The 20,280-nt window shown below is 61.5% G+C and carries 15 protein-coding genes; 9 read left to right on the top strand and 6 right to left on the bottom strand.

What is annotated here, in order from left to right; genetic code table 11:
- The first annotated feature begins 108 nt into the window (after nucleotides 1-108).
- The 4 genes from J3U95_RS27105 (at nucleotide 109) to J3U95_RS27090 (ending at nucleotide 4,664) form a co-directional block, all read left to right on the top strand.
- The gene (locus tag J3U95_RS27105; RefSeq protein ID WP_208281607.1) at nucleotides 109-2,505 is read left to right on the top strand and encodes a type ISP restriction/modification enzyme; all 2,397 of its coding nucleotides are present in this window, start codon (nucleotides 109-111) and stop codon (nucleotides 2,503-2,505) included.
- Nucleotides 2,506-2,927: 422 nt separating this feature from the next.
- Entirely contained in the window at nucleotides 2,928-3,872 is a 945-nt protein-coding gene (locus J3U95_RS27100) for a hypothetical protein (RefSeq protein WP_147936197.1), read from the top strand.
- A gap of 135 nt (nucleotides 3,873-4,007) precedes the next feature.
- The gene (locus tag J3U95_RS27095) at nucleotides 4,008-4,382 is read left to right on the top strand and encodes a hypothetical protein (protein ID WP_147936198.1); all 375 of its coding nucleotides are present in this window, start codon (nucleotides 4,008-4,010) and stop codon (nucleotides 4,380-4,382) included.
- Between the two features lie 96 nt (nucleotides 4,383-4,478).
- Entirely contained in the window at nucleotides 4,479-4,664 is a 186-nt protein-coding gene (locus J3U95_RS27090) for a diguanylate cyclase domain-containing protein (RefSeq protein ID WP_184237186.1), read from the top strand.
- Between the two features lie 280 nt (nucleotides 4,665-4,944).
- Here the strand turns inward: J3U95_RS27090 and J3U95_RS27085 are convergent, their stop codons facing one another.
- Genes J3U95_RS27085 through J3U95_RS27075 form a run of 3 tightly spaced genes read right to left on the bottom strand, consistent with a single transcriptional unit; the run spans nucleotide 4,945 to nucleotide 8,119 of the window.
- Nucleotides 4,945-6,321 carry a Dyp-type peroxidase gene (locus J3U95_RS27085; RefSeq protein ID WP_147936200.1) on the bottom strand — a complete coding sequence of 459 codons (1,377 nt, stop codon included), beginning with the start codon at nucleotides 6,319-6,321 and terminating at the stop codon, nucleotides 4,945-4,947.
- A gap of 1 nt (nucleotide 6,322) precedes the next feature.
- Nucleotides 6,323-7,021, bottom strand: coding sequence for a hypothetical protein (locus tag J3U95_RS27080; protein ID WP_147936201.1), 699 nt, complete (start codon nucleotides 7,019-7,021; stop codon nucleotides 6,323-6,325).
- Nucleotides 7,022-7,033: 12 nt separating this feature from the next.
- Entirely contained in the window at nucleotides 7,034-8,119 is a 1,086-nt protein-coding gene (locus J3U95_RS27075) for a catalase family protein (RefSeq protein WP_184237189.1), read from the bottom strand.
- A gap of 1,164 nt (nucleotides 8,120-9,283) precedes the next feature.
- Between J3U95_RS27075 and J3U95_RS27070 the strand changes: the two genes are divergently transcribed.
- The 3 genes from J3U95_RS27070 to J3U95_RS27060 all read left to right on the top strand — a co-directional run bounded on the left by J3U95_RS27070 (nucleotide 9,284) and on the right by J3U95_RS27060 (nucleotide 13,630).
- The gene (locus tag J3U95_RS27070) at nucleotides 9,284-10,273 is read left to right on the top strand and encodes a hypothetical protein (RefSeq protein WP_208281606.1); all 990 of its coding nucleotides are present in this window, start codon (nucleotides 9,284-9,286) and stop codon (nucleotides 10,271-10,273) included.
- A 157-nt stretch (nucleotides 10,274-10,430) separates the two neighbouring features.
- The gene (locus J3U95_RS27065) at nucleotides 10,431-10,694 is read left to right on the top strand and encodes a DNA-binding protein (protein ID WP_221434619.1); all 264 of its coding nucleotides are present in this window, start codon (nucleotides 10,431-10,433) and stop codon (nucleotides 10,692-10,694) included.
- Entirely contained in the window at nucleotides 10,691-13,630 is a 2,940-nt protein-coding gene (locus J3U95_RS27060) for a bifunctional DNA primase/polymerase (RefSeq protein ID WP_184237195.1), read from the top strand. Before J3U95_RS27065 ends, J3U95_RS27060 begins: the two co-directional genes overlap by 4 nt.
- A 10-nt stretch (nucleotides 13,631-13,640) precedes the next feature.
- On the opposite strand, the gene J3U95_RS27055 is transcribed toward J3U95_RS27060, so the two are convergent.
- Nucleotides 13,641-14,942 carry a tyrosine-type recombinase/integrase gene (locus J3U95_RS27055; RefSeq protein ID WP_208281605.1) on the bottom strand — a complete coding sequence of 434 codons (1,302 nt, stop codon included), beginning with the start codon at nucleotides 14,940-14,942 and terminating at the stop codon, nucleotides 13,641-13,643.
- 348 nt (nucleotides 14,943-15,290) lie between these two features.
- On the opposite strand from J3U95_RS27055, the gene J3U95_RS27050 reads away from it, so the two are divergent.
- Nucleotides 15,291-16,259 (top strand): IS1595 family transposase, encoded by a 969-nt coding sequence (locus J3U95_RS27050; RefSeq protein ID WP_208281604.1) that lies wholly within the window; start codon nucleotides 15,291-15,293, stop codon nucleotides 16,257-16,259.
- Nucleotides 16,260-16,291: 32 nt separating this feature from the next.
- Here the strand turns inward: J3U95_RS27050 and J3U95_RS27045 are convergent, their stop codons facing one another.
- On the bottom strand, nucleotides 16,292-17,266 hold the full coding sequence (locus J3U95_RS27045) for a LysR substrate-binding domain-containing protein (RefSeq protein ID WP_208281603.1): 975 nt from the start codon (nucleotides 17,264-17,266) through the stop codon (nucleotides 16,292-16,294).
- A 158-nt stretch (nucleotides 17,267-17,424) separates the two neighbouring features.
- Between J3U95_RS27045 and J3U95_RS27040 the strand changes: the two genes are divergently transcribed.
- Nucleotides 17,425-18,678 carry an aminotransferase class V-fold PLP-dependent enzyme gene (locus J3U95_RS27040; RefSeq protein WP_208281602.1) on the top strand — a complete coding sequence of 418 codons (1,254 nt, stop codon included), beginning with the start codon at nucleotides 17,425-17,427 and terminating at the stop codon, nucleotides 18,676-18,678.
- On the opposite strand, the gene J3U95_RS27035 is transcribed toward J3U95_RS27040, so the two are convergent.
- Nucleotides 18,675-19,859, bottom strand: coding sequence for a DUF2325 domain-containing protein (locus tag J3U95_RS27035; protein WP_208281601.1), 1,185 nt, complete (start codon nucleotides 19,857-19,859; stop codon nucleotides 18,675-18,677). The two genes, J3U95_RS27040 and J3U95_RS27035, sit on opposite strands and share 4 nt — an antisense overlap.
- Nucleotides 19,860-20,280: the final 421 nt, after the last annotated feature.

Here is a 20,280-nt window from a genome sequence, read left to right as displayed (position 1 = left end):
GGTTGTGGACCTACAATCACGACCGGCCTAACATGGCGCTCGGCGGTATTACGCCAAAACAGAAATTGGCGCTCGCCGCTTAACCTCTACTTTTAGCGTGCTCTAAAAATGGGGGGATTACCCGACAAGTTCTTCCGCAATGCCTTCCCCAAGATGACCGAGCGGCTGGGCATCGTCTATACACCGGTGGAGGTGGTGGACTTCATCATCCACAGCGTCGCACACATCCTGAAGACCGAATTCGGGCAGACACTGGGCAGCGAGGGCGTGCATATCATCGACCCGTTCACCGGGACCGGCACCTTCATCACCCGGTTGTTGCAGAGCGGCCTTATCGCGCCCCAGCATCTGCCGCACAAGTACAAGCATGAAATCCACGCCAACGAGCTGGTGCTGCTGGCCTATTACATCGCTGCCATCAACATCGAGGCGGTCTATCACGGCATCGTGGGCGGCAGCTACCAACCCTTCGAGGGCATCTGCCTGACCGACACTTTTCAAATGTATGAGAAGGACGACCTGGTCGACGCGCTGCTGGTGGACAACAGCGCACGACGCATGCGGCAGAAGAAGCTGGACATCCGCGTCATCTTGGGCAACCCGCCTTACTCGGTCGGTCAGCGCAGCGAGAACGACAATAACGACAACCTTGCATACCCACATCTGGACGCACGCATCCGCTCGACCTACGCCGAGCGCTCCGATGCGATCCTGGCAAAGGGGCTGTACGACAGCTACATCCGAGCTATCCGATGGGCTAGCGATCGGGTCGGTGAAAGTGGCGTTATCGGGTTTGTGACCAATGCCAGTTTCCTAGACACCGCAACATTCGACGGGCTGCGCCGGTGCTTGGCCGACGAGTTCAGCAGCATCTACGTCTTTCACCTGCGCGGCAATCAGCGCACGGCAGGCGAACTATCCCGTAGAGAGGGCGGCAAGATTTTTGGAAGTGGTAGCCGCGCTCCAATCGCCATCTCGCTCTTGGTGAAAAACCCGTCTGCAAAGGAGCACGGGAAAATCAGCTTCTGCGACATCGGCGACTACCTAAGCAGGGAGGAGAAACTAGCCAAAATCGAGTCCTTGGGCAGCATTGCCGGCATCACAGCTTCGCAGGGTTGGCAGACCATCACCCCGGACGCCCATGGCGACTGGCTGAAGCAGCGGGACGACGGCTTCCTAGAGCACATCGTGCTTGGCGACAAGAAAGGCGACGGCCCCAAGTTGTTCGAGAACTTCTCTCTGGGTGTGGTTACTAACCGCGATGCTTGGTGCTACAACGCTTCGAAGAAGGCCCTGGCGTCCAACATGACGCGGATGATTACCTTTTATAACGCAGAGGCGACGCGCTTGACTCAGAAGCACCCAGGGTGCGATAAGAAACAGCGCGAAGCCATGCTGGATGATTTCATCAATCCCGATGCGACACAAATTGCCTGGACCCGTTCATTGAAACAAGAGCTGGCTAAAGACAAGCGCTTTGCATACGACAGTACCTGTATCGTTCCCGGCCTGTATCGACCGTTCAATAAACAGTGGCTGTATTTCAATCGCCGATTCAACGAGATGGTTTACCAGATGCCGCGCTTCTTCCCGGATCCAAAAGCCAAGAACGTGGTGATCGGCGTGTCTGCATCAGCTTCTCGCAGCGGTTATTCGGTGTTCATCAGCGACCATGTGACGAGCCTGCACGCAGTGGACATGGTGGGCTCTCAGTACTTCCCGCTGTACCTGTATGACGATCCCGAACCTGAGGCCAAAGAGGCCATCCCTGAGCAGTCCACATTATTTGATGAAGCAGGACCGTCGGCTCTAACCTCTGCAAACAGGCGCCGCGACGCCATCACAGCCGAGGGCCTGGCGCACTTCCAATCCGCCTACCCTAGCGAGACGATCAGTCGCGAAGATATCTTCTATTACGTCTACGGCCTTTTGCACTCGCCCGACTACCGCGAACGCTTCGCAGACAACTTGGGCAAGGAGCTGCCGCGTATCCCGTGCGTCAAGACCGCGGCCGACTTCTGGGCGTTCTCCCGCGCCGGCCGCAAACTAGCCGAGCTGCACCTGAACTATGAAAGCGTTGAGCCCTACCCGCTGAAGATCGACAGCTTAGGCAAGAAGCTCACCGATGCCGACTATCGTGTCGAGAAGATGCGCTACGGCAGAAAAGGAAAGGACAAGGACCTGACGACCCTGCACTACAACGACAGAATCACCTTGACCGGTATCCCAATGGAGGCCTATGAGTATGTCGTTAACGGCAAGCCAGCGCTTGATTGGGTAGTCGAGCGCCAAGGCATAAAGACCGACAAGGACAGCGGCATCGTCAACGACGCCAACGATTGGGCGAACGAAACTGTATACGACTCGAAGTATCCGCTTCAACTGTTCCAGCGGGTTGTCACGGTTAGCTTGGAGACGATGAAAATAGTTCGCGGACTGCCGGCACTCGTGCTGGCTGACGGTAACGCTCAAGCAGCATTAGAAGTGATGAAATCAGCGGCATGACGAACAGGCACAAGAAATCGACGCAAATAAGAAAGCATCGCGCTATTGCCAGCTGCATCGAGGCAGTCTGGTGGTCTTGCGTTCGGCGCCCACGGCGCGCGCCTAACCGCTGACGCTAAGCGAAGTGCTTGTCTTCCTCAGACCAGCTGATTCTTTCCTAGGGCGCGCCAAAAAAAATTTTGAGGGCCCGACCTATATGGACGCGCGAGACGGGGGCCATGGCTTTGGCCCCCCCGGCAGGTCCCCCCTCGCGTGAAGGCTTCCACCGCTCGCACGTTCTGCGCACCACCGCCTTTAACGAGCTGAAGGTGCCGCGAGTCCTTGACGTGGAATTTACCCAGCAGGGCAGGCGGCTGCCTCCCTCAGGCTGACTGCGCCTCAACAGGCTGGTAGCCTAGGTATGATGTTCAGCACATAATAACTTGGAGGAGGCGCCTGGCGCCAAGCACATAAACGAACAACGATTTCTAGGCGCTTTTGGATCCGCCGTTCCTGGCGAACACTACGGCGAACTGACCGTCAACGGGTCGAACACGGCGATCCGCCTCATCGGGCAAAACCTGACCAACATGTCGACGGCAAAAACGGTCATCAATCGCGTGGAAGAGATTGAGCGTGTGCTTAAAGAGAACGAGCTGCTCATCAACGAGTGGGCCCCGATTCACTTGGCCAAAATGCTCCAGACCTGGTTCTGGAAGGACGACACGCCGACCGCCGGCGCGTTGGATGTGTGGCAGAAGACGTGCTGCTATCTGTATCTGCCGCGGCTGCGCGACTCCGACACTATCCGCTCGACGATCGCCGCGGGCCTCTCATCGCGCGATTTCTTCGGCATCGCATATGGGGTCGAGGAAGAGCGCTATCAGGGGTTCCACTTCGGAGAGAACACGACCCCAATTTTCGACGAGTCGCTTTTGCTAATCGATCCCAATGCGTCGTCGATCTTTGCCGCGCGGCTTGCAGAGGAGGCGGCCGAGCGTGAGGCGAAAGCCAAAGGCGAAGCGGCTGGGGCGGCTAGCGTCGAGGGACAACCGACGCCGAGCGGCGCCGCCACATCTAAGGCGGAGGGAGCCTCGGCGTCCGGCTCGACGACAAGTGCCGCTGGGTCGGGTCCAGGCGGATCGAGCGCATCGGCTAAGAAGCGCATGTTTTTCGGTTCGGTAGAGCTCAATCCGAACCAAGCAAAATTGCAGTTTTCAGATGTGGCTGAAGAGGTACTGATGCTGTTGAACAAGCCGGGCGTTAAACTACGTATAGCTGTTGAGATCGAGGCCGAATTGCCGAGCGGGTTCGACGAAAGTGTCCAGCGGGCTGTGCGTGAAAACTGCGACCAGTTGAAATTCAAGAACCGTTCATTTGAAGAGTGAACGGCCTTTGAGTCCGTAGGCGGCGGTGGTCTCCTTGCTGGCGTAAAGTCGGGACGACCACCCCGCGGATGATGAAATTTGAGGTACCGCGCATGAGATATTCATGACGTATCTTTAGTATGGCGAGAGGGAAAAATGACCGCAGACGTAGTAGAACTGGCTTATAAGGGAGAGTGGCCCGAGCTCCTGCGTCATTTGGAAAGCCAACCCCATCTGGTGAACTCCATCAGTGCCAAGGGCTACACCCCTTTGCACCAGGCAGCGTGGCACGGCGCGAGCCCTCGCGTGATCGGCGCACTGCTTGTGCTGGGAGCCAACGCCTCGGCCCGCACTTTCAATCGGGATCAGTCTGCAGCTGACATTGCCTTAGAAAAGCATCCGGAACGAGAGGATTTGCACTTTCTCTTAAGCGACCGCAGCCGGTCTCTCGCTCCGTTACTTCGCAAGCTAGTAGCGGAGATGCCCGAACTCTTTACTGACTACGACGGCAACCAACTGGCGACCATTTGATTCGTCATCTTCTCGTTCATCCATACGCAACCCTGAGATTTCATGTGCATCCATGCATGACATGCCTCGTGGGCAGTGTAGGCGATATGGACAGCATTGCGGCGCAAGATCGCGGTCGAGGGGCGCGAGCTGTACCTGACGCTCAGCATGGGCATTGCCCTGTTCCCACAGGACGGGCTGGATTACCATGCCCTGGTGCGCAACGCCGACACCGCCCTGTACCGCGCTAAGGCCGCCGGGCGCAACGGCTGGCAGTTCTTCGACAGTTCCATGGCGCGCTAGGTCGAGCATCGGCTGGACATGGAAACCGCCCTGTGGCAAGCCATCGAACACGAAGAATTCCGCCTGTACTACCAGCCCAAGCTCTCGCTCAGGACGCATTCGTTCTTCTTCGACATTAGAAACCATATTATCGGGTTCTCTAGTGTATGGAGTTTAAATTCGAGGTATTCACTAGAATCCTCTTCAAGAGTGGCTGCAAGCCGACGGTTGGCGGCGCATCCGTGAAGCAGTCTTCCTACGCCTGCGGGCCAACGGTTACAGCTTCCTGTTCCGCAGATTATTAACGTGCCCAACCGGCCTCGCCGATCCAGCGTAGCGCTGCCAGCGAGGGCATGAACAGGTACTCGCCGCCCTTGAGCTGGTTGAAAGTAGTCACGCCGTCCAACCGGCGCCGCACTGGCGACTGTGGCAGCGTGAAACTGCCAGGCGTCTCGTGCAGGCCGACGATAGCGTCGCGCTCCGTGCCCAAGTCGATGAAATTGCCGCGGTTGATCCATTCCTGTTGAAGAAACTCGATGGTGTCATAGGCGCGTGCACTGATGAAGATGAAGAAGATGCCGCGTTCACTCCGTGCATCGTCTGCCGCCGTTACCTCGCGACTCCATTTGGGGCCGAAGGTCGAGGACCGCCGGATAATGCGGTGGATGTTCACATCGGTCAGGATCGTTAGCCTGCTGTCGCGCGGATTCAGGCGCCGCATGTGGGACGCATGCGGGCAGACCAGGCCGCGCGGATCCGTCGAAAAATCGAAATCGTTGTTGCGGTTCGGGTCGGCGCCCAGTGCCGGATCGTCGCGCCCCGGCGCCAGGATCAGTGGCGCCCCGCTACGCCAGCGGCCGACCAGCTTAGCAGCAAGCAGCTCTTCCTCCTGTTCGCCGGAGGCATGGCTGCGCACGAAATCATTGAAGGCGCCGACCTGGCTGGCGTACTTGCGCAGCACCACGAAGGAGCCGTTGCGCCCCAGTTCAGGCGGATCGGGCATCGCCACCGGCGCCCCGTTCTCGCTGTCTTCGCCGAGGATGAATTCGCCGGCCGCGATCGCACGCTCCTGGCCCGGCACCGGATCGACGCCGCTGCCGGCGACTGCCGGCTGCGAAATCGAATCGCGGAAGCCGAAGGGATTCTTGGCGTCGGCATCGGCGCCGAAGGCATGGGTGCCGACCAGGGTCACGCCGTGCGAGCGCGCCAGTTCGCCCATGGCCTTGGCGCGTGCGACGTCGAGCGCGGCCTCGTCGCGCGCGTAGATCGTCAGCGCGAGGTGGCAGGCGCCGGGGCGGAAGGCCTCGTCCCAGTGTTCGGGCGCATTGCCGCCGATGTCGCGCAGTTGTTCGGCGCGTGCCGCCATGCCTTGCTGGAAGGGCAGGGGAAAACTCTTCAGCGAGGATTCCGGTAGGCCCAGCGCCTTCAGGCCCTGGAAACTGAGCGCCGCGCCAATCCAGGCTTCGCGGTCGTCGGTCCAGCCAGCCGCGGAGGGGATGTGGGCGGCTAGGCGGCGCACAAGGTCCCGTCCTCCTTCCGCCTCGTCGATATGCAGCATCGCGTGGATGCCGACATAGGGTTCGGGGCGCGAGCGCAGGATCAGGGCCTGGATGTCGTCCAGGGCCAGCGTGACCCGTTCGCGCCGGAAGCGCGCCTTCAGATCGGTGAGCAGGCTCATGTCAGTAATCCACCCCTTCCGGCTGCGAGATCGCGGCCGTGAGCGTATCGAGCGCCTTGCGCGTCGTCTCGTCTGCGGGCGGATGCGCGGCCATGGCGTCGAAGAAGGCATCCAGCGCCTTTTCCATGCGCTGGTAGCGGCGGGTGTCGACCACTGTCACCTGCGGATTGGCGACGAACCAGCCGGCGGCGTCGATCTGGTGCGAGGCGATGAAGTCCTTCACTTGCGGACTGGCGATGCCGGGCCAGCCTTCCACGTTCGCGAACAGCAGGTCCATCAGTTCCGGGATCTTGGTCGCGAAATCGTTGATGTAGCTGTCCCAGTCGCCGTCATAGGTGGTGGCGAACAGGATGCGGGTGTCGTTGTCGAAGAAGACGAAACGCATGTCGTGCAAGGTGGAGACGCGTTGGGCGCCGTCCATATTGCCGTTGGTGAGATCGAAAATGCGGCGCAGGCGGTCGGCGCCGCCCGGCTTGAGCTGCGCGATGGCGGTCAGCTCGGACACGTTGCCGGATTGCTTGCCGGCGCGCCCGGCCGACCTGGCGCTGCCCTTCAGGTCGGGATTGTGCTTTCGCACCATCGCTTCCAGCGCGATCTTCGCAAGATGCGGCGCGTCGTGCGCCACCGCGTCGATGCGGCGCCTGACTTCCTGCAGCCAGGTTTCGTCGTCCAGGCGCGGGTCGGTGGTTTTCTCGGTCATGGTTCTGGCTCCTCAATCGGGAATGTCGGAAGGCTGCGATGGCTCCGTGCGCGGCCGCGCGTTCATCGTGTGGCGATATGCGCTCGAACGCTCATAGGCCGCGCGCCGGATGCGCATGATGCCGCCCAGCGGCCGGTGTGCCTCGATGCCGTTCCAGGGGTTGAAGGAAAGGACATCGTCGCCATACACTTGGCGCTGCGGCGTCGCCGTCGGTTGCGGAGGGAAGCGCAGCGTGGCGATAGGGCAGTGTGGCGAACGCGCCTCGCTCCATCGTACGGCGGCGTCTTCGACCGGCATCGCCGCCAGATCGACGCACAACTGCGCCGACAGTTCGTATTCGGCGCCATGCTCGGCAAAGAAGGCGCTGACGGCGTCGCGCATGCAGGCATCATGCACCTCTGTCAGAGGCTGCCCTGTTAACGTACGCACCTCCGCAGACTTGGGCGCGAGCGCGAGCTTGGCAATGTAGTCGCCAAAGCGGATCGCCGCCTGCGTGTGGTAAGTCTCGCCGAGCGGATGGTAATTATCGCGCGCCAATCCTTCGAGCGTTGCGCCTGGTTCCATACCCAGTGCCTGCACTAGCTCTTTCGCGCCACGCGCGGTGCCAGCCACCAGCCGTTGGAAGGTATCCGGCGCATGTGAATTGGCTTCGAGCAGCGCTAGCATCTGCTTGTACTTGGGGATGGTGCCGAAGGCGAGCACCGGAAAGTTCACCATCAGGAAGTCTTGGTTGGCGCCAGCAATGCCGGGCGACAGGCGCTCGCCCTCCACGCCCATCACCTTGAGCGCAAAGCCGCGCGGTGCCGGAATCTTGTCGGAGTGGATGTCGCCGGGTGCCGAGGATAGGCGCGCGACAACGTGGTAGCTGCGCGCCTCGGCGAAAATCCCCTGGCGCAGCTCGGGCGGCAAATTCGCATGCACCGCTAGTTCGCCAATCAGCAGGCCATTGGACTTGGCATGGGCGTCGCGGACTGCGTGACGGTGGCGCTCGAACGCGCAGCGGTTGGCGGCCGCCATCTGTTCGACGATCTGGTCTGTGAGGTGTGCTTCGTCTTCAGAAACCGTTTCTACATCAGGGGCATAGGGCAAAGGACGCACAGCGACACTCCTTAAAAAGTTGCATTAAAAGCATCATGAAAGTGTATGTTAGGAGATAATTTGTTGCAGTGCAACCGAGTGAACACTCTATCGTAAAGCTTGACGCAACTGCTGCCTGATCTTTCGGCCAAATTTGCCACGCGTAGACGACAGGGAGGACGGTCTACACTCTTGAAATAATCAGAAAGGGATGGTGGCAGATTTACTTCAACGGACGACGACCGAAGCAATGCGCAGCTTGAGACTGGCGAGAACGGTTTCCTTGACTGAGAAGGCGTCGTTTATCCAGTCAGGCGCGCATACGATCGCGCGGTCGACACTGTTGGTCGCGAACGCGGCATTGGTAAGCAGTCCGCTACCCTGACCTCGCCACATTGCCTCTAGAGCGTCCAATGGACCAGGCGGAGGACGGCGCGAAAGCCTGTGCTCGCTCGTACATCCAGCACAGGACGTTGATAGCGGCCTTGTAACAGACGCTGGCCGTTAGGTCGACGTCACCAGCTGCCGGCGGCTTGTTTTGCCTCTAGTTCCCTTGGTAGTGGCGTCGGACCTTCAAAGCGGGAGGAGGTCTTTGTATTGGTGACGGAATGATTGTCGAGGGCGGATCGCCCGCGACACGAACACCGAAGACCGTCTACCGGTTGCCTCTATTTTATGAATACTAATTTGCTTGACTGATTGCGCACGCGCGCGAGGGCAAGGTGAAGCAAAGGACGGTCCCCATGGTCACGTTTGTTAGTGAGCACTAACTTGCTAAGGCCAGTTCCTATGCCTACCTTCCTGCTACATTCTCCAAAAATAGGAGAAGGCTGAAACCCGCATGAATACTGGGTTATAGAAGAATTATCTATATAAATTCTCCTCTTCTCCTACCCCCACCTTCTACCGAAAACGCTACAGTCGTAGCCCACTTACATATAGGTCTCCCCGATGTATGGATGTTCGAACAAAAAAGCCCTAAGAGCCAGCATTCATGCGGGTCTTAGGACCTCCTGAACATCCACATCTGGCGCGGATGTTACTGGATCATCCCGGAGCTGCGAACTGTTGACGCTCTCGAACGATCATGATTATAGTGCAGCCCACTCGCGGTCTCGTGCCGGCCTCTAGGTCGACCGAGCCCCAAAACTAGTCTACCGCCGCCACGACACAACTACGAGCTATATGGACATCCCTACGTCGCTTACCTTGATTGAGGCCCTGAATGACCTGTCCAGCAAAACGGCCCGAACTTGGTCGCGGGCTGGCTTTTTCCATCTCGTAGTCGAACTTTTTCTGCCGCTGCGGGGAATCGCTCCTGACACGGCGCGCCCTGTAATCGCCGCAGGTGAAGATGGTTTTGTCGGCGCACAGCTGCCATACCCTGGCCGGCGGCTGACTGTGCTCTCGACCCCGCAGATCAAGGATCTATGGATTCATGGCGAATGCCTGACTCGCTCGGTCGCCCTCGAACCTGGTGAGCCGGGCTATCTCGACTGGTCTGCTGTCAAGGCACGACGCAAGGCCATGGATAGGCCGGCCCATACTTCGGAGGCGTGGAATGCCAAGTGGCCCGACAGCAACTGGCACGACGGCGAATTCATGGGCGAGTGTGGGGTGTCGCTGTTTGACGAAGTTGTTCGTGTCACGGACGAAACGTGTCGTGTTCCCCGCGAGACAGTCGAGGAACTGCTCGCCTATGTCGCCGGTGTGGAAGGAGAACGCACGGGTACGCTCGACGAAGGCTCCCCAACTATCGCATTTGATGCAGGCCTGGATGGCGCACACAGCTCGCAGGTAATTCACGACCGTTTCTCTTCTGCCGAGCATATTGAATCTAGCTCCGCCATCGCCAGCGGTCGTCGTAGCGAAGCCATTATGTCCGCAGCGGATCGTTCGTTGGCCTGCTTGTTCGAGCCAGTTACGCTTGTGGCGCTAGAAAGAATCTTTCCCGCCGGAGGCCAATGGAAAAAATGGGGCGAGCGCGCTGCACGAAACGGCCTGCATGAAGCCCGTCAGGGACGGGGCCTGTTCAACCCATACCTTGCGGCTATGTGGTTCTTGCGCCAGGGCGAATCCGACTGGGATCTGGCACGCTGTCATCGTGTCCTTGTGAAGAACCTCCCAGCCCGGTCTCGCGGGGAGGAGTACAGGCTGACGGGTCTGTTGGATTAAACCGCCACTTTCCCACCACTTCTGACGTTCTGGTGGCCAATGTTCCGCCACCTTTCCGCCATTCTTTCGCCACTTTCCCGCCATATTTTCGCCACCTAGGCGCGATGAAAAGACTGAAGGATCATTCACACGCAGCGATGCGGAAAGATCCTTCAAAATGACCCTCAAAGCAGACCAGCAAGTCCAAACCAGCGCCTTCGCGAGCAAGCCAAAAACGGCGAAGACCTTCCCCTCGATCGAGCACGAAACTCGCAGCCATGTCGGCACCGCATGCGCCGCGTTCTGGCTGAACCGCAATCCGCAGACGCTGCGCGGCTGGGCGAGCTACGAGAATGGCCCGCTCCGCCCGACGCGCGTCAACGGGCGCCTCGCGTGGTCGGTTGCGACGATCCGCTTGCTCCTGAACGGGGGCGCAGCATGATTGGCCTGATCCAGATGGCGGACATGCTGCCGCCCGAAGCAACCAGCTCCGCCCGTGACGAGGCGCTCGTCTGCGCTACTCACGGCTTGCCGGTTTTCCCGATCCACGGCGTGACGAATGGCGAGTGCGATTGCGGACACGAGCACGCCGAGAAGGCCGTGGGCGCTCACCCATGCTTCGGCGAAACGCACCTCAGCGCATCCACGTCGGCAGCCAAAATTGACAACTGGTTCATGCAGCGTCCGAACTGCAATTACGCGATCGCGTCCGGCAAGGAAATTCTGGACACCGGCACGAAGCTCGTCATCATGGCGGTCGGCCGCGAGGAATCGGAAATGATCGCATTCTTCGCGACGCTGAATGAAGCTGGCGTGCAGTATGTGCTCCTGGGCCACGTTACGGCCGGCGACGGCGGCCGCTTCATCTACCTGAGCATTGCGCTCGAGGAGTCGCTCAATGAAGTCGAGTTCAATGGTGGCGCGACCATGCAAGTCGATTACGCGCCTGGCCCTGGCTCGATCCACTCGAACGGCCAAAAGGCCATCTGGCTGACCAAGGCACTCCCGATGATTTCCTCGGCAGTCCCCGACGAAAACACTGACTCGCCCGACGATCAGGTTCTCGCAAGCAAACCTGACGAGGTCGAGCCGGTTGAGAATCCGGCCGCCAAACCCGCAGCATCCACGCTGGATCTGGCCGAACAGCCGGAGGCCACCAGCCAGTCGCCGTTCGCCGCAGCCTCCGATGCCGTTCTCCGCATCCAGAACACGCGCGCGGCTGCGCTGTCGTACGCAGAGTTCGGTTTCAAGCTGTGCCGCATCACCAAGGGCACCAAGGCCCCGAAAGACAAAGCATGGCAAGATAACCCGATCGAACCAGACAAAGCGGGCGACCATGGCTTGGGGGTGATCCACAAGCTGTCCAGGACTTGCGCCATCGATTTCGACGACCTGCAGAGTGCCCAGGCATGGTTCGCCAACAAGGGTATCGATATCGACGACTACCTCGACGCGGATGACGCAGTCCAGATTAAGTCCGGCCGGGCTAACCGTGCAAAGCTGCTGTTCCGCATGCCACACGGTATCCAACTGCTGCACACCTACAAGATCAAGAACCCGGACGGTTCGATGATGGTCGAGTTCCGCTGTGCAGGCGAAGCTGGTGAAGGCTTCCAGGACGTTCTGCCACCGTCGATCCATCCCGACACTGGCAAGGCGTACGAGTGGGGTGGTGCCGGCGATTACAAGCAGCTCCCCGTCCTGCCCGCGCTGCTGCTGGCTGTGTGGCAGCAGCTCAGCGGGGCAGCGAGCGTGTCATACCCGCGCGTCGAGCGCGACCAGTCTAACGCGGCGAATACGTCCACTGTCAACGAAGGCGGGCGTAACGATGCGCTCTTCAAGCTCGGTGGCGATCTCGCCGCCCTTAGGCTGTCGCCTGACGCCATTGAAGCGGCTCTGCTGAGGGAAAACGAAAAACGCTGCGTTCCGCCACTGGGGCGCGATGAGGTCGCGCATATCGCAGCCAGCGCGAGCAAGTCGAGCCGTGGCGCGAAGGATGCAGCAAGCACCGAATTGTCGGAGGACGAGCGTCAGCACCTGCTGAATTGCGCGACGATGGCGCTTGATGCCGGCACTGACACCGCGACCCCGCACGCTGGCAGCTATGGCCAATTGCCGCCCGTGATGCAATCCATCGCAGAATGGTGCCGGACGAACGGCCGCACTGTGCAACCAGCTTTCGCGCTCTGCACCGCCCTGGCAGCGTGCAGCAGCGTCCTGTCGCGCGATTTCACCGGGGCGGCAGGAGCGCATACCAATCTCTACTGCGTCGCGGTTGGCCCCACCGGTTGCGGCAAGGAGAACACGATCGACACCGTTGTGCAGGTAGTTGGCGCCTATCAGCAGGAACGACTCGCAGGCGTTCCGACGAGCGACACGGGGGTCTTGACCGCCATGAAGCGCCACCCAGCAAGCCTCTTCGTTATCGACGAGATCGGCGAAGTCCTGAAGAGCGTCTTTGACCCGAGGGCCGCCAGCCACATGGCACGCATCGGAACGGCCTTCATGGAGCTGTACACGAAAGGCGGTAAAAAGTATCGTGGCAAGGAGTACGCGAACCAGTCCGTTGAAAGCGGCAAGCCCCGCATCGACATCTTCAGCCCGTGCCCCTCTATTTTCGGTGCGACGACGGCGACCACTTTGTACGGCGCTATGGACAGCAACGTCGTCAGCAGCGGTTTCCTGCCCCGCATGCTCGTCTTCCGCGCGCCCGACACGATCCCCATGCCCAACCTGGACTATGCTGAGACCCCGCTTCCCGACGCGGTCCGCGAATGGATCGATTCGGTTCAAGCTCGCGTGGCGCAACATAGCGCGACGGTGTCTAAAATGGCGAACCTGACGGGCGTCGAGACGGACAGCTACGTCCCGGTGAAGGTCCCATACTCGGCTGAGGCCACGCTGCTCCTCCACGATGCACAGGTAGACAATGTGAATCGCCGGAACGCGAACATGGACGCGCTCGAAGGGAATATGATGTCGCGCTTGGTCGAGAACACTGGACGCGTCGCGCTGACCCTGGCTCTTGCCGAAGATCCGTGGGCCAAGGAGGTCAGCGCAGCCTGCTTCAAGCAGGCGCTGAACATCGTGCAAAAGTCGACGGCGGCATTCATCGCCGACATTCGCGCCAACTTGTTCGATAGCGCCCACGCGAAGGTGGAGGCCGCCGTCGTGAAGAAAATCACCCAGCACTATGTGGAAACCAAAGGGAAGCCAATTTCCGATGGCGTGCTGGTTGACCGTTGCCGTCCGTACGGCGCGGCGCGCCCCCAGGAGCGCAAGGCAGTGATTGATGCCCTGGTTCGCCAAGGGAAGGTGACGACCAGCCCAGGGCGCAAGAAGGACACCGTCCTCTACACCCCGAGCTTCGAGAGCTAGTAGAACAGAGTCAAGCTGCCACGCGCAATGCTGGCGTGGCAGCCTCGGACTTGATGCCGGCCTGCTCCAGCATCCATACCTCAATCTTCGTGTGCCACATCCGCAGCAGATCGATCGGGCGGCGGATGTAGTGCTTCTCTGCGATGGCGCTGGGCTTGTGGCCCATGATCTGGGCCACCACACCGGCCGGGCACTCTACCCACTCACTCAGCGTGCCAAACGAGCGGCGCAGTCCATGGATCGACACATGCGGCAGCTCGGCCGCTTCCAATGCATTGTTGTGGGACTTGCGCGGTTCTTGAATGCGTCCGCTGGCAGCGGTGTGGCTGCTGAATACCCACTCATTGGTGCGCGGCAGCGCGTTCAGCAGCGCGGACACGTAGGGGGTCAACGGAATCGTCCGGTTGGCTTCCACCTTGTCCTGCAACAGCATTGTGCCCCACTTGAAGTCCACGTCTGTCCAGCGCAGCCCAGCCATTTCTTCACGGCGCGCGCCCGTCAGCAAGAGGGCTTGCAGGTACGCACCGGCGACAGGATTTTGGATTTCCCGGACTTGTTTGAACCACGGGGCCAATTGCTCGCGCTGGAGGCAATCCGACTTCGCCGCAGGCTTGGGGAGTTCATCCTTGGCCACGCTTGACGCGCATGCGTTGTTGACGACTTCGGTTTTGTACTCGGCCCGCATGGCACACCAGTTCAGGAACGCGCGCAAGCGCACGAACGCGTTCATCGCCACGGTAGACCTGTGCTTCTCACCATTCAGCCATTTCCGTACAAATTCCGCGTCGATGTCACGTAGAGGGCGGGCGAGCAGGGAAACAAGCACGCCAGGCAAGGTGGTTTCTCCTTCCCGCTTTTTGCGCCCACGGGTCTTTTGACGGCCACCCGGATCGACCAGCCGCTGGTGGTCGAGCAAGGTGCGGGCGCTCCAACGGGTCTTCCGGGCCGCCATGTAGGCATCCCATGCTTCGCGTGCCGGCGTCTCGGCGCGGCGGTTGGCATCGCGCTTTGCTGCCTGCTCAGCGACAAGCTCGGCTTTCTGCACCCTCGGGTCGTGCCCGCTGTCGACCAGCACCTTGAGCCGGCGCGCCTCTGCTTGGGCACTGGCGATATCCCATGTCGACGGTGAGCCGATCGTCATGCGGATGGTTTGATTGTTGAGCTTGGCCTGGAAGACGTAAGCCTTGGCCCCGCTGGAGACCACGCGAAGGCCGAGGCATGGCGCAGTGGCGTCCCACATGAACGCCTGCTTGCTGCTGGTTGGACAAGTGAACCCCTCGACCCGTGCAGCAGTGAATTTGATTTTTGCCATATAGCTGAGTGTTGTGTAACCGCTGTGTAACCCAAATGGCAGTGTAATGCTTTAGGGAAATCAACACAAGCACTGCTATAAGAACATATAAGTGACTGATAAATAAAGGTTTATTTGCCTTAACCCTACAGTTGAATATCGTCCCATATACATTGAACTTCACATTCGTAATGCGAAGGTCACCAGTTCGATTCCGGTCAGCGGCACCAAGATTTGCAGGATAAAGGGTTACAGGCTCAGGCTTGTAGCCCTTTTTCTTTGGCGCTGTACCCGTTAGATATGGATGAGCATTGAACTGCTGAGCTGGCCCGCGGTCCAACCCCGGTCGTCATCGATCGGGAGCGCGCGATGAAAGCGCCGGAGTTTGCGAAGCTGTTCAACCAGTTGCCGCTACTGAACCAGCCGCAGCGCCAGCAGGTGCTCGCCGTCCTGCATCCGGCAGCCGGGCTCGACCGAGTGATCGCCCTCATCGGCGAGATCGGGTCAAAGGAGCGCCGCTGCCCGGATTGCGGCTGCGAGCGTTGTCACCGCCATGGCCAAGCCAACGACTTGCAACGCTTTCGCTGCTGCGCGTGCGGCCGCACCTTCAACGACCTGACCGGCACGCCGCTGGCGCGGCTCAGGCACAAGGACAAGTGGCTCGATTACCTAGGAACGGTGCTCGATTCCCGCACGGTCCGTTCTGCTGCCAAGCGGGTCGGCGTGCACCCGAACACGACGTTTCGCTGGCGCCACCGCTTTCTCGACCGGGTCAAGGACGACCGGCCCGAGCGCCTGGCCGGCATCGTCGAGGCCGACGAGATGTTCCTGCTCGAATCGCAGAAGGGGGCGCGCAAGCTCGATCGGAAGCCGCGCAAGCGCGGTGGCAGGGCCGCCCTGCGCGGCATTTCACGTCACCTCGACTGCATCCTGGTGGCGCGCGACCGCAGCGGACAGACCATCGATGCCGTCACCGGCCGCGGCGCCTTGAAAGTGACCCAGCTGGTCAGGCACCTGCTGCCGAAACTCGATCCTCAAGCGTTATTGGTCACCGACGCCAACGCAGCCTATCCCGCCTTCGCTCGTGCCCATGGCATCGCCCACCAGGCGGTTAATCTCAGTGTCGGCAAACGCGTCCGCAACGGCGCCGCAGGGGCCATCCATGTGCAAAACGTCAATGCCTACCACCGGCGCTTCAAGGAATGGCTGGCGCGCTTCCATGGCGTGGCGTCGCGCTGGTTGCCCAACTACCTGGGCTGGCATTGGGCGATCGATGGTGGGAGGGTCACTTCTGTCGAACAATTGCTGCGTATTGCATTCAAGGTCATCAACAGATAACGATGACAGCGCCTTTTCTTTTGTGTTTCGTGTTATCTCCCGGCCGCCGGCGTCGCCAGCGGCTGGAACTGGTGCAGCGCCACCTTGCCCGCGCCCGGCGGCATCGTCGCGCGCAGCCGGTCCATGTCGGCCTGCAGCCGGGCACGCATCGCGGCCAGCATCTGGCGCACGAAGGGCGACAGCGGCCGGCCGGCAGGCCACATCGTCAGGGCGGTGAACTCGAGCTGCTCCGAGAACGGCCGGAACACCAGGCCGGCATCGAGGTAGTCGACCGCCGTGACCGGATTGACCAGGGCAACGCCGATGCGGTTGCGCACCAGTTCGCAGAGGCTGAATGTGTACGAGGTTTCGACCGCCGTCTGCAGCTGCACTCCGTGGGCGCGGCAGATTGTATCCAGGCGCAGGCTCACCGCATCGTCCGGATGCAGGGCCACGAAGGGATGGCGCGCCAGCTGCTTCGGCGTGATCACGCTGTTGCGGGCCAGCGCGTGCCCCGCGGGCAGGGCGACCACGCCGAAGTAGTGCGCGAGCAGCGCGTGCTCGACGCCGGCGGTGGAGATGTCCTGGGCCGCGATGCCCAGCTCCACCTCGTCGCGCAGCACCTGGCTGCGCACGTCTTGCGAGCCCATCACCTGCAGCGACACCATGCTGCGCGTGCCGGCGGCTGCCAGGTCGGCCAGCACGCGCGGCACGAAACCGGTGCCAAGGCCGGGAAAGGCGGCAATGCGCACCCGGCCGGCGCCGAACTGCTTCAGGCTGCGGATGCGCTGCTCGATCACGTCCATGCCGACGAAGTGGCGCTGGACCTCGGCCAGCAGGGCCTGCGCCTCTTGGGTAGGCTGCAGCTTGCCGCCGGGACGCTGGAACAGTTCCAGGCCGGCGCGTTCTTCGAGCCGGCGCAGCGCCATGCTGACGGCCGGCTGCGACAGCCCCAGCACCTTCGCGGCGCGGGTGGCGGAGCCCGAGGTCATCACGGTGCGGAAGATCTCGATGTCGCGGCTGAGCATGGCGATTGTCCGGTGGTGGAGGGTGGACGATTCTAACCCGGCGGCATCCCTGGCGACCTGGGGTATCAATGGCATTTATGGGGTGATCATTCCGCGGGCAGGCGCGGCGCGCTGGCCTGCCTATACTTTCCTGCACATCCATTTTCGCGGGAGCCTCCATGAAACCGATCGCCTATCGCCGCCGCAAGCTGCTGCGCACCGCCGCAGGATTGAGCCTCGGGGGCGCGACGCTGCCCTGGCCTGCGGCCGCCGCCGACGATGATGCCGGCCTCGGCGCCAGTTACGACGTGGCCGGCGACATCGTCAACCTGGAAAACGCCTATTACGGCATCATGGCGCGCCCGGTGCTGGAAGACTACAAGCGCAATCTCGACTACCTGAACCGCCATAACACGCACTACCTGCGCACGCGCTTCGACCGCGAAGACATGACGGCGATCCGCGCGCAGCTTGCGGCATATGCCGGCGTCGCGCCCGGCGAGATCGCGATCACGCGCAGCGCGGTGGAGTCGCTGCAGAACCTCATCCTGAACTACCGGCTGCTCAAGGAGGGCGAGGCGGTCATGATCTGCAACCTGGACTACGGCACGGTGATGGACGCCATGCGCGAACTGGCCAGGCGTCGCGGCGCCCAGTTGGCTTCGGCGACGATTCCCGAGCCGGCCACGCGCCAGAACGTGATCGACGCCTATGCCGAGGCGCTGCGGCGACATCCGCGTACGCGGCTGCTGCTGCTCACCCACATCAACCATCGCACCGGCCTGGTGCTGCCGGTGGCGGAGATCGCGCGCATTGCCCGTGAGCGTGGCGTCGACGTCGTGGTGGACATCGCGCAATCGTTCGGCCAGCTCGATTTCCGCATCCCCGACCTGGGGGCGGACTTCGTCGGGGGCAACCTGCACAAGTGGATCGGGGCGCCGCTCGGGCTGGGTTTTCTCTATGTGCGCGAGGGGCGGCTGCAGGACATCGACATCGATTGCGGCAATACCGAGCATCCGCCGACCGACATCCGCGCGCGCGTGAATGCCGGCACCCTGAACGTGGCGGCGGTGATGACGATTCCAAGCGCGCTGGCCTTCCATGCGCGCATCCCGCCGGCGGCGCGCGCGGCGCACCTGCGCGCGCTGCGCGACTATTGGGTGACAAGGGTGCGCGCGCTGCCGGGCGTGCAGGTGCTGACGCCGGACGATGCGGGCATGACGGGCGCGGTGACCTCGTTCCGCCTGAAAGGACGGACGTCGTTCGAGGACAACGTGGCGCTGGCGCGCACGCTGCTCGATCGTCACGGCATCTTCACGGTGGCGCGCGAAGGCCCGGTCGGCGGCAGCTGCATCCGCGTCACGCCGTCGTATTTCACGACCACGGCGCAGCTGGACCGGCTGGTGGCGGCGATCGGCGCGCTGGCCGCCTAGCTCGCTTGAGTGTCTTCGGTGGCGGCTTCCTGCAGGCCGCGCACCAGGCTCGAGACGCTCGGGTTGTCGACGAAGACGCAGCGCTTGCCGTGACGCTTGCAATGGTCCTTCACGCGCCAGTAGGCGCTGTGGCTGATGCAGCCGGTCTGGCAGATCACGAGGTCGGCCGCGGCCAGGCTGGCGTCCAGCTGGCTGCTGCTGTCTTCCAGGCCGCCGTCGTGGTGGGCGAACTGGGCGCCGACGCGCTCGATCATATTGCGGTAGATCGGCACGCTGCTGCTGCGGCCTCCGACGCACAGCACGCTGCGGTTTTCCAGGCGCACCGGCATCGCGACCGGCGCCACCTGGATCGGAGCGGGTGCGGTTTCGGCTTCCGGCGCCGGCGCGGGCGCACGCGCCGCCTTCAGCTCGGCCAGTTGCGCGCGCAGGGCCTGCTCGCGCGCCTCCATCTGCGCTACGCGCTCGGCCAGGCGCTCGCGCGTGTCGAGGTCGGGAATGCTTGCCTGCAGCCGCGCCAGTTCGGCGCGCAAGGCCTGGACGTCGCCATCGCGCGCGATGGTCGCGGCCCGCGCCGCGCGCAGCTGGTTCTCGAGGCGGTCGCACTCGACCGCCTTTTCCTGCCCCAGCGCATTGCAGCGCTCCTGCAGTCGCGCCACTTCGCGTTCGAGGCGCGCGTTGTCGGCGACGACCGCATTGAACTTGTTGATGTCGGCGCGCGCGCAGGCCCCGGCCTGATGCTGCACCATATGGATATCGCGGCACATCTTTTCTTCGAGTGCGGTGGTGCAGCGCGGATGCGACAGCCCGGCCCAGAACGCCCCGGCGACGTCGCCGGCGGCCACCGCGGCATCCCACATGGCCTCGACCTGCTCGGTAGTCTTGGCAACGCGGAAGCGCTGGACATGCTGCGCATAGCGGCGCTCGAGTTCCTTCTGCACCGCATCGGCGACCGGCGTGCGCAGCGCGCACTCGCTGACGGTGCCGACGTGGATGTCGTAATCGTCGTGCAACACCTTCCCGCCCGTCACTTTCTCCACCAGCTTGCGCAAGCCGCCGAGCGGCAACCCGACCCCGACCAGCGGGCAATGGCAGGCATGGGACAGCTCCCACACGCGCCGCCGGCGCGATCCCTGCGTGCCGTCAGCAGGGCAGGGTACGTTCGAAGCGTGTTTGTCGCACATATCGTTCCTCTCGACGCAAGGTGGTGGCATCAGATGATAATGATTCTCATTCATCATTCTATCTCACCCACCACGCCGCGCAAGCGAAATCTTCACCCGTGCGTCCCACCCGCCCCCAACATGAGGGTCAGAGTAGATTTATTGAGCAATTCTCCAGAATTGCTTTTAATTCTACTCTGACCCTCATTATTCAGTTGAGAGAGTAATTGCTGGTCAGGCCGACTCTGTCACCAATTAATTCCATTTGGTGAGAAATTGCTCAATAATTCTACTCTGACCCTAATTATTCACGGTCTCATGGTAATCCCCCCACAGAAAGAGCGCGTTTAGAAGTAGAATTTTCTACTTAAGAACAGAAAGCTCTACATGAAGACGTCCCGTTTTACCGACAGCCAGATCATCGCCATCCTCAAGCAAGCCG

The organism is Massilia oculi, from assembly GCF_017582745.1.
GTDB lineage: Bacteria > Pseudomonadota > Gammaproteobacteria > Burkholderiales > Burkholderiaceae_D > Telluria > Telluria oculi_A.
Note: the sequence above shows the minus strand (reverse complement) of the source record. Positions and strands in the feature narration are given on the sequence as shown.

Excerpts from the sequence above, each read along its gene's own strand:
- J3U95_RS27105 (WP_208281607.1), top strand. The coding sequence starts at position 109 with ATGGGGGGATTACCCGACAAGTTCTTCCGCAATGCCTTCCCCAAGATG.
- J3U95_RS27095 (WP_147936198.1), top strand. The coding sequence starts at position 4,008 with ATGACCGCAGACGTAGTAGAACTGGCTTATAAGGGAGAGTGGCCCGAG.
- J3U95_RS27085 (WP_147936200.1), bottom strand. The coding sequence starts at position 6,321 with ATGAGCCTGCTCACCGATCTGAAGGCGCGCTTCCGGCGCGAACGGGTC.
- J3U95_RS27080 (WP_147936201.1), bottom strand. The coding sequence starts at position 7,021 with ATGACCGAGAAAACCACCGACCCGCGCCTGGACGACGAAACCTGGCTG.
- J3U95_RS27070 (WP_208281606.1), top strand. The coding sequence starts at position 9,284 with ATGGACATCCCTACGTCGCTTACCTTGATTGAGGCCCTGAATGACCTG.
- J3U95_RS27065 (WP_221434619.1), top strand. The coding sequence starts at position 10,431 with ATGACCCTCAAAGCAGACCAGCAAGTCCAAACCAGCGCCTTCGCGAGC.
- J3U95_RS27060 (WP_184237195.1), top strand. The coding sequence starts at position 10,691 with ATGATTGGCCTGATCCAGATGGCGGACATGCTGCCGCCCGAAGCAACC.
- J3U95_RS27055 (WP_208281605.1), bottom strand. The coding sequence starts at position 14,942 with ATGGCAAAAATCAAATTCACTGCTGCACGGGTCGAGGGGTTCACTTGT.
- J3U95_RS27050 (WP_208281604.1), top strand. The coding sequence starts at position 15,291 with ATGAAAGCGCCGGAGTTTGCGAAGCTGTTCAACCAGTTGCCGCTACTG.
- J3U95_RS27045 (WP_208281603.1), bottom strand. The coding sequence starts at position 17,266 with ATGCTCAGCCGCGACATCGAGATCTTCCGCACCGTGATGACCTCGGGC.
- J3U95_RS27040 (WP_208281602.1), top strand. The coding sequence starts at position 17,425 with ATGAAACCGATCGCCTATCGCCGCCGCAAGCTGCTGCGCACCGCCGCA.
- J3U95_RS27035 (WP_208281601.1), bottom strand. The coding sequence starts at position 19,859 with ATGTGCGACAAACACGCTTCGAACGTACCCTGCCCTGCTGACGGCACG.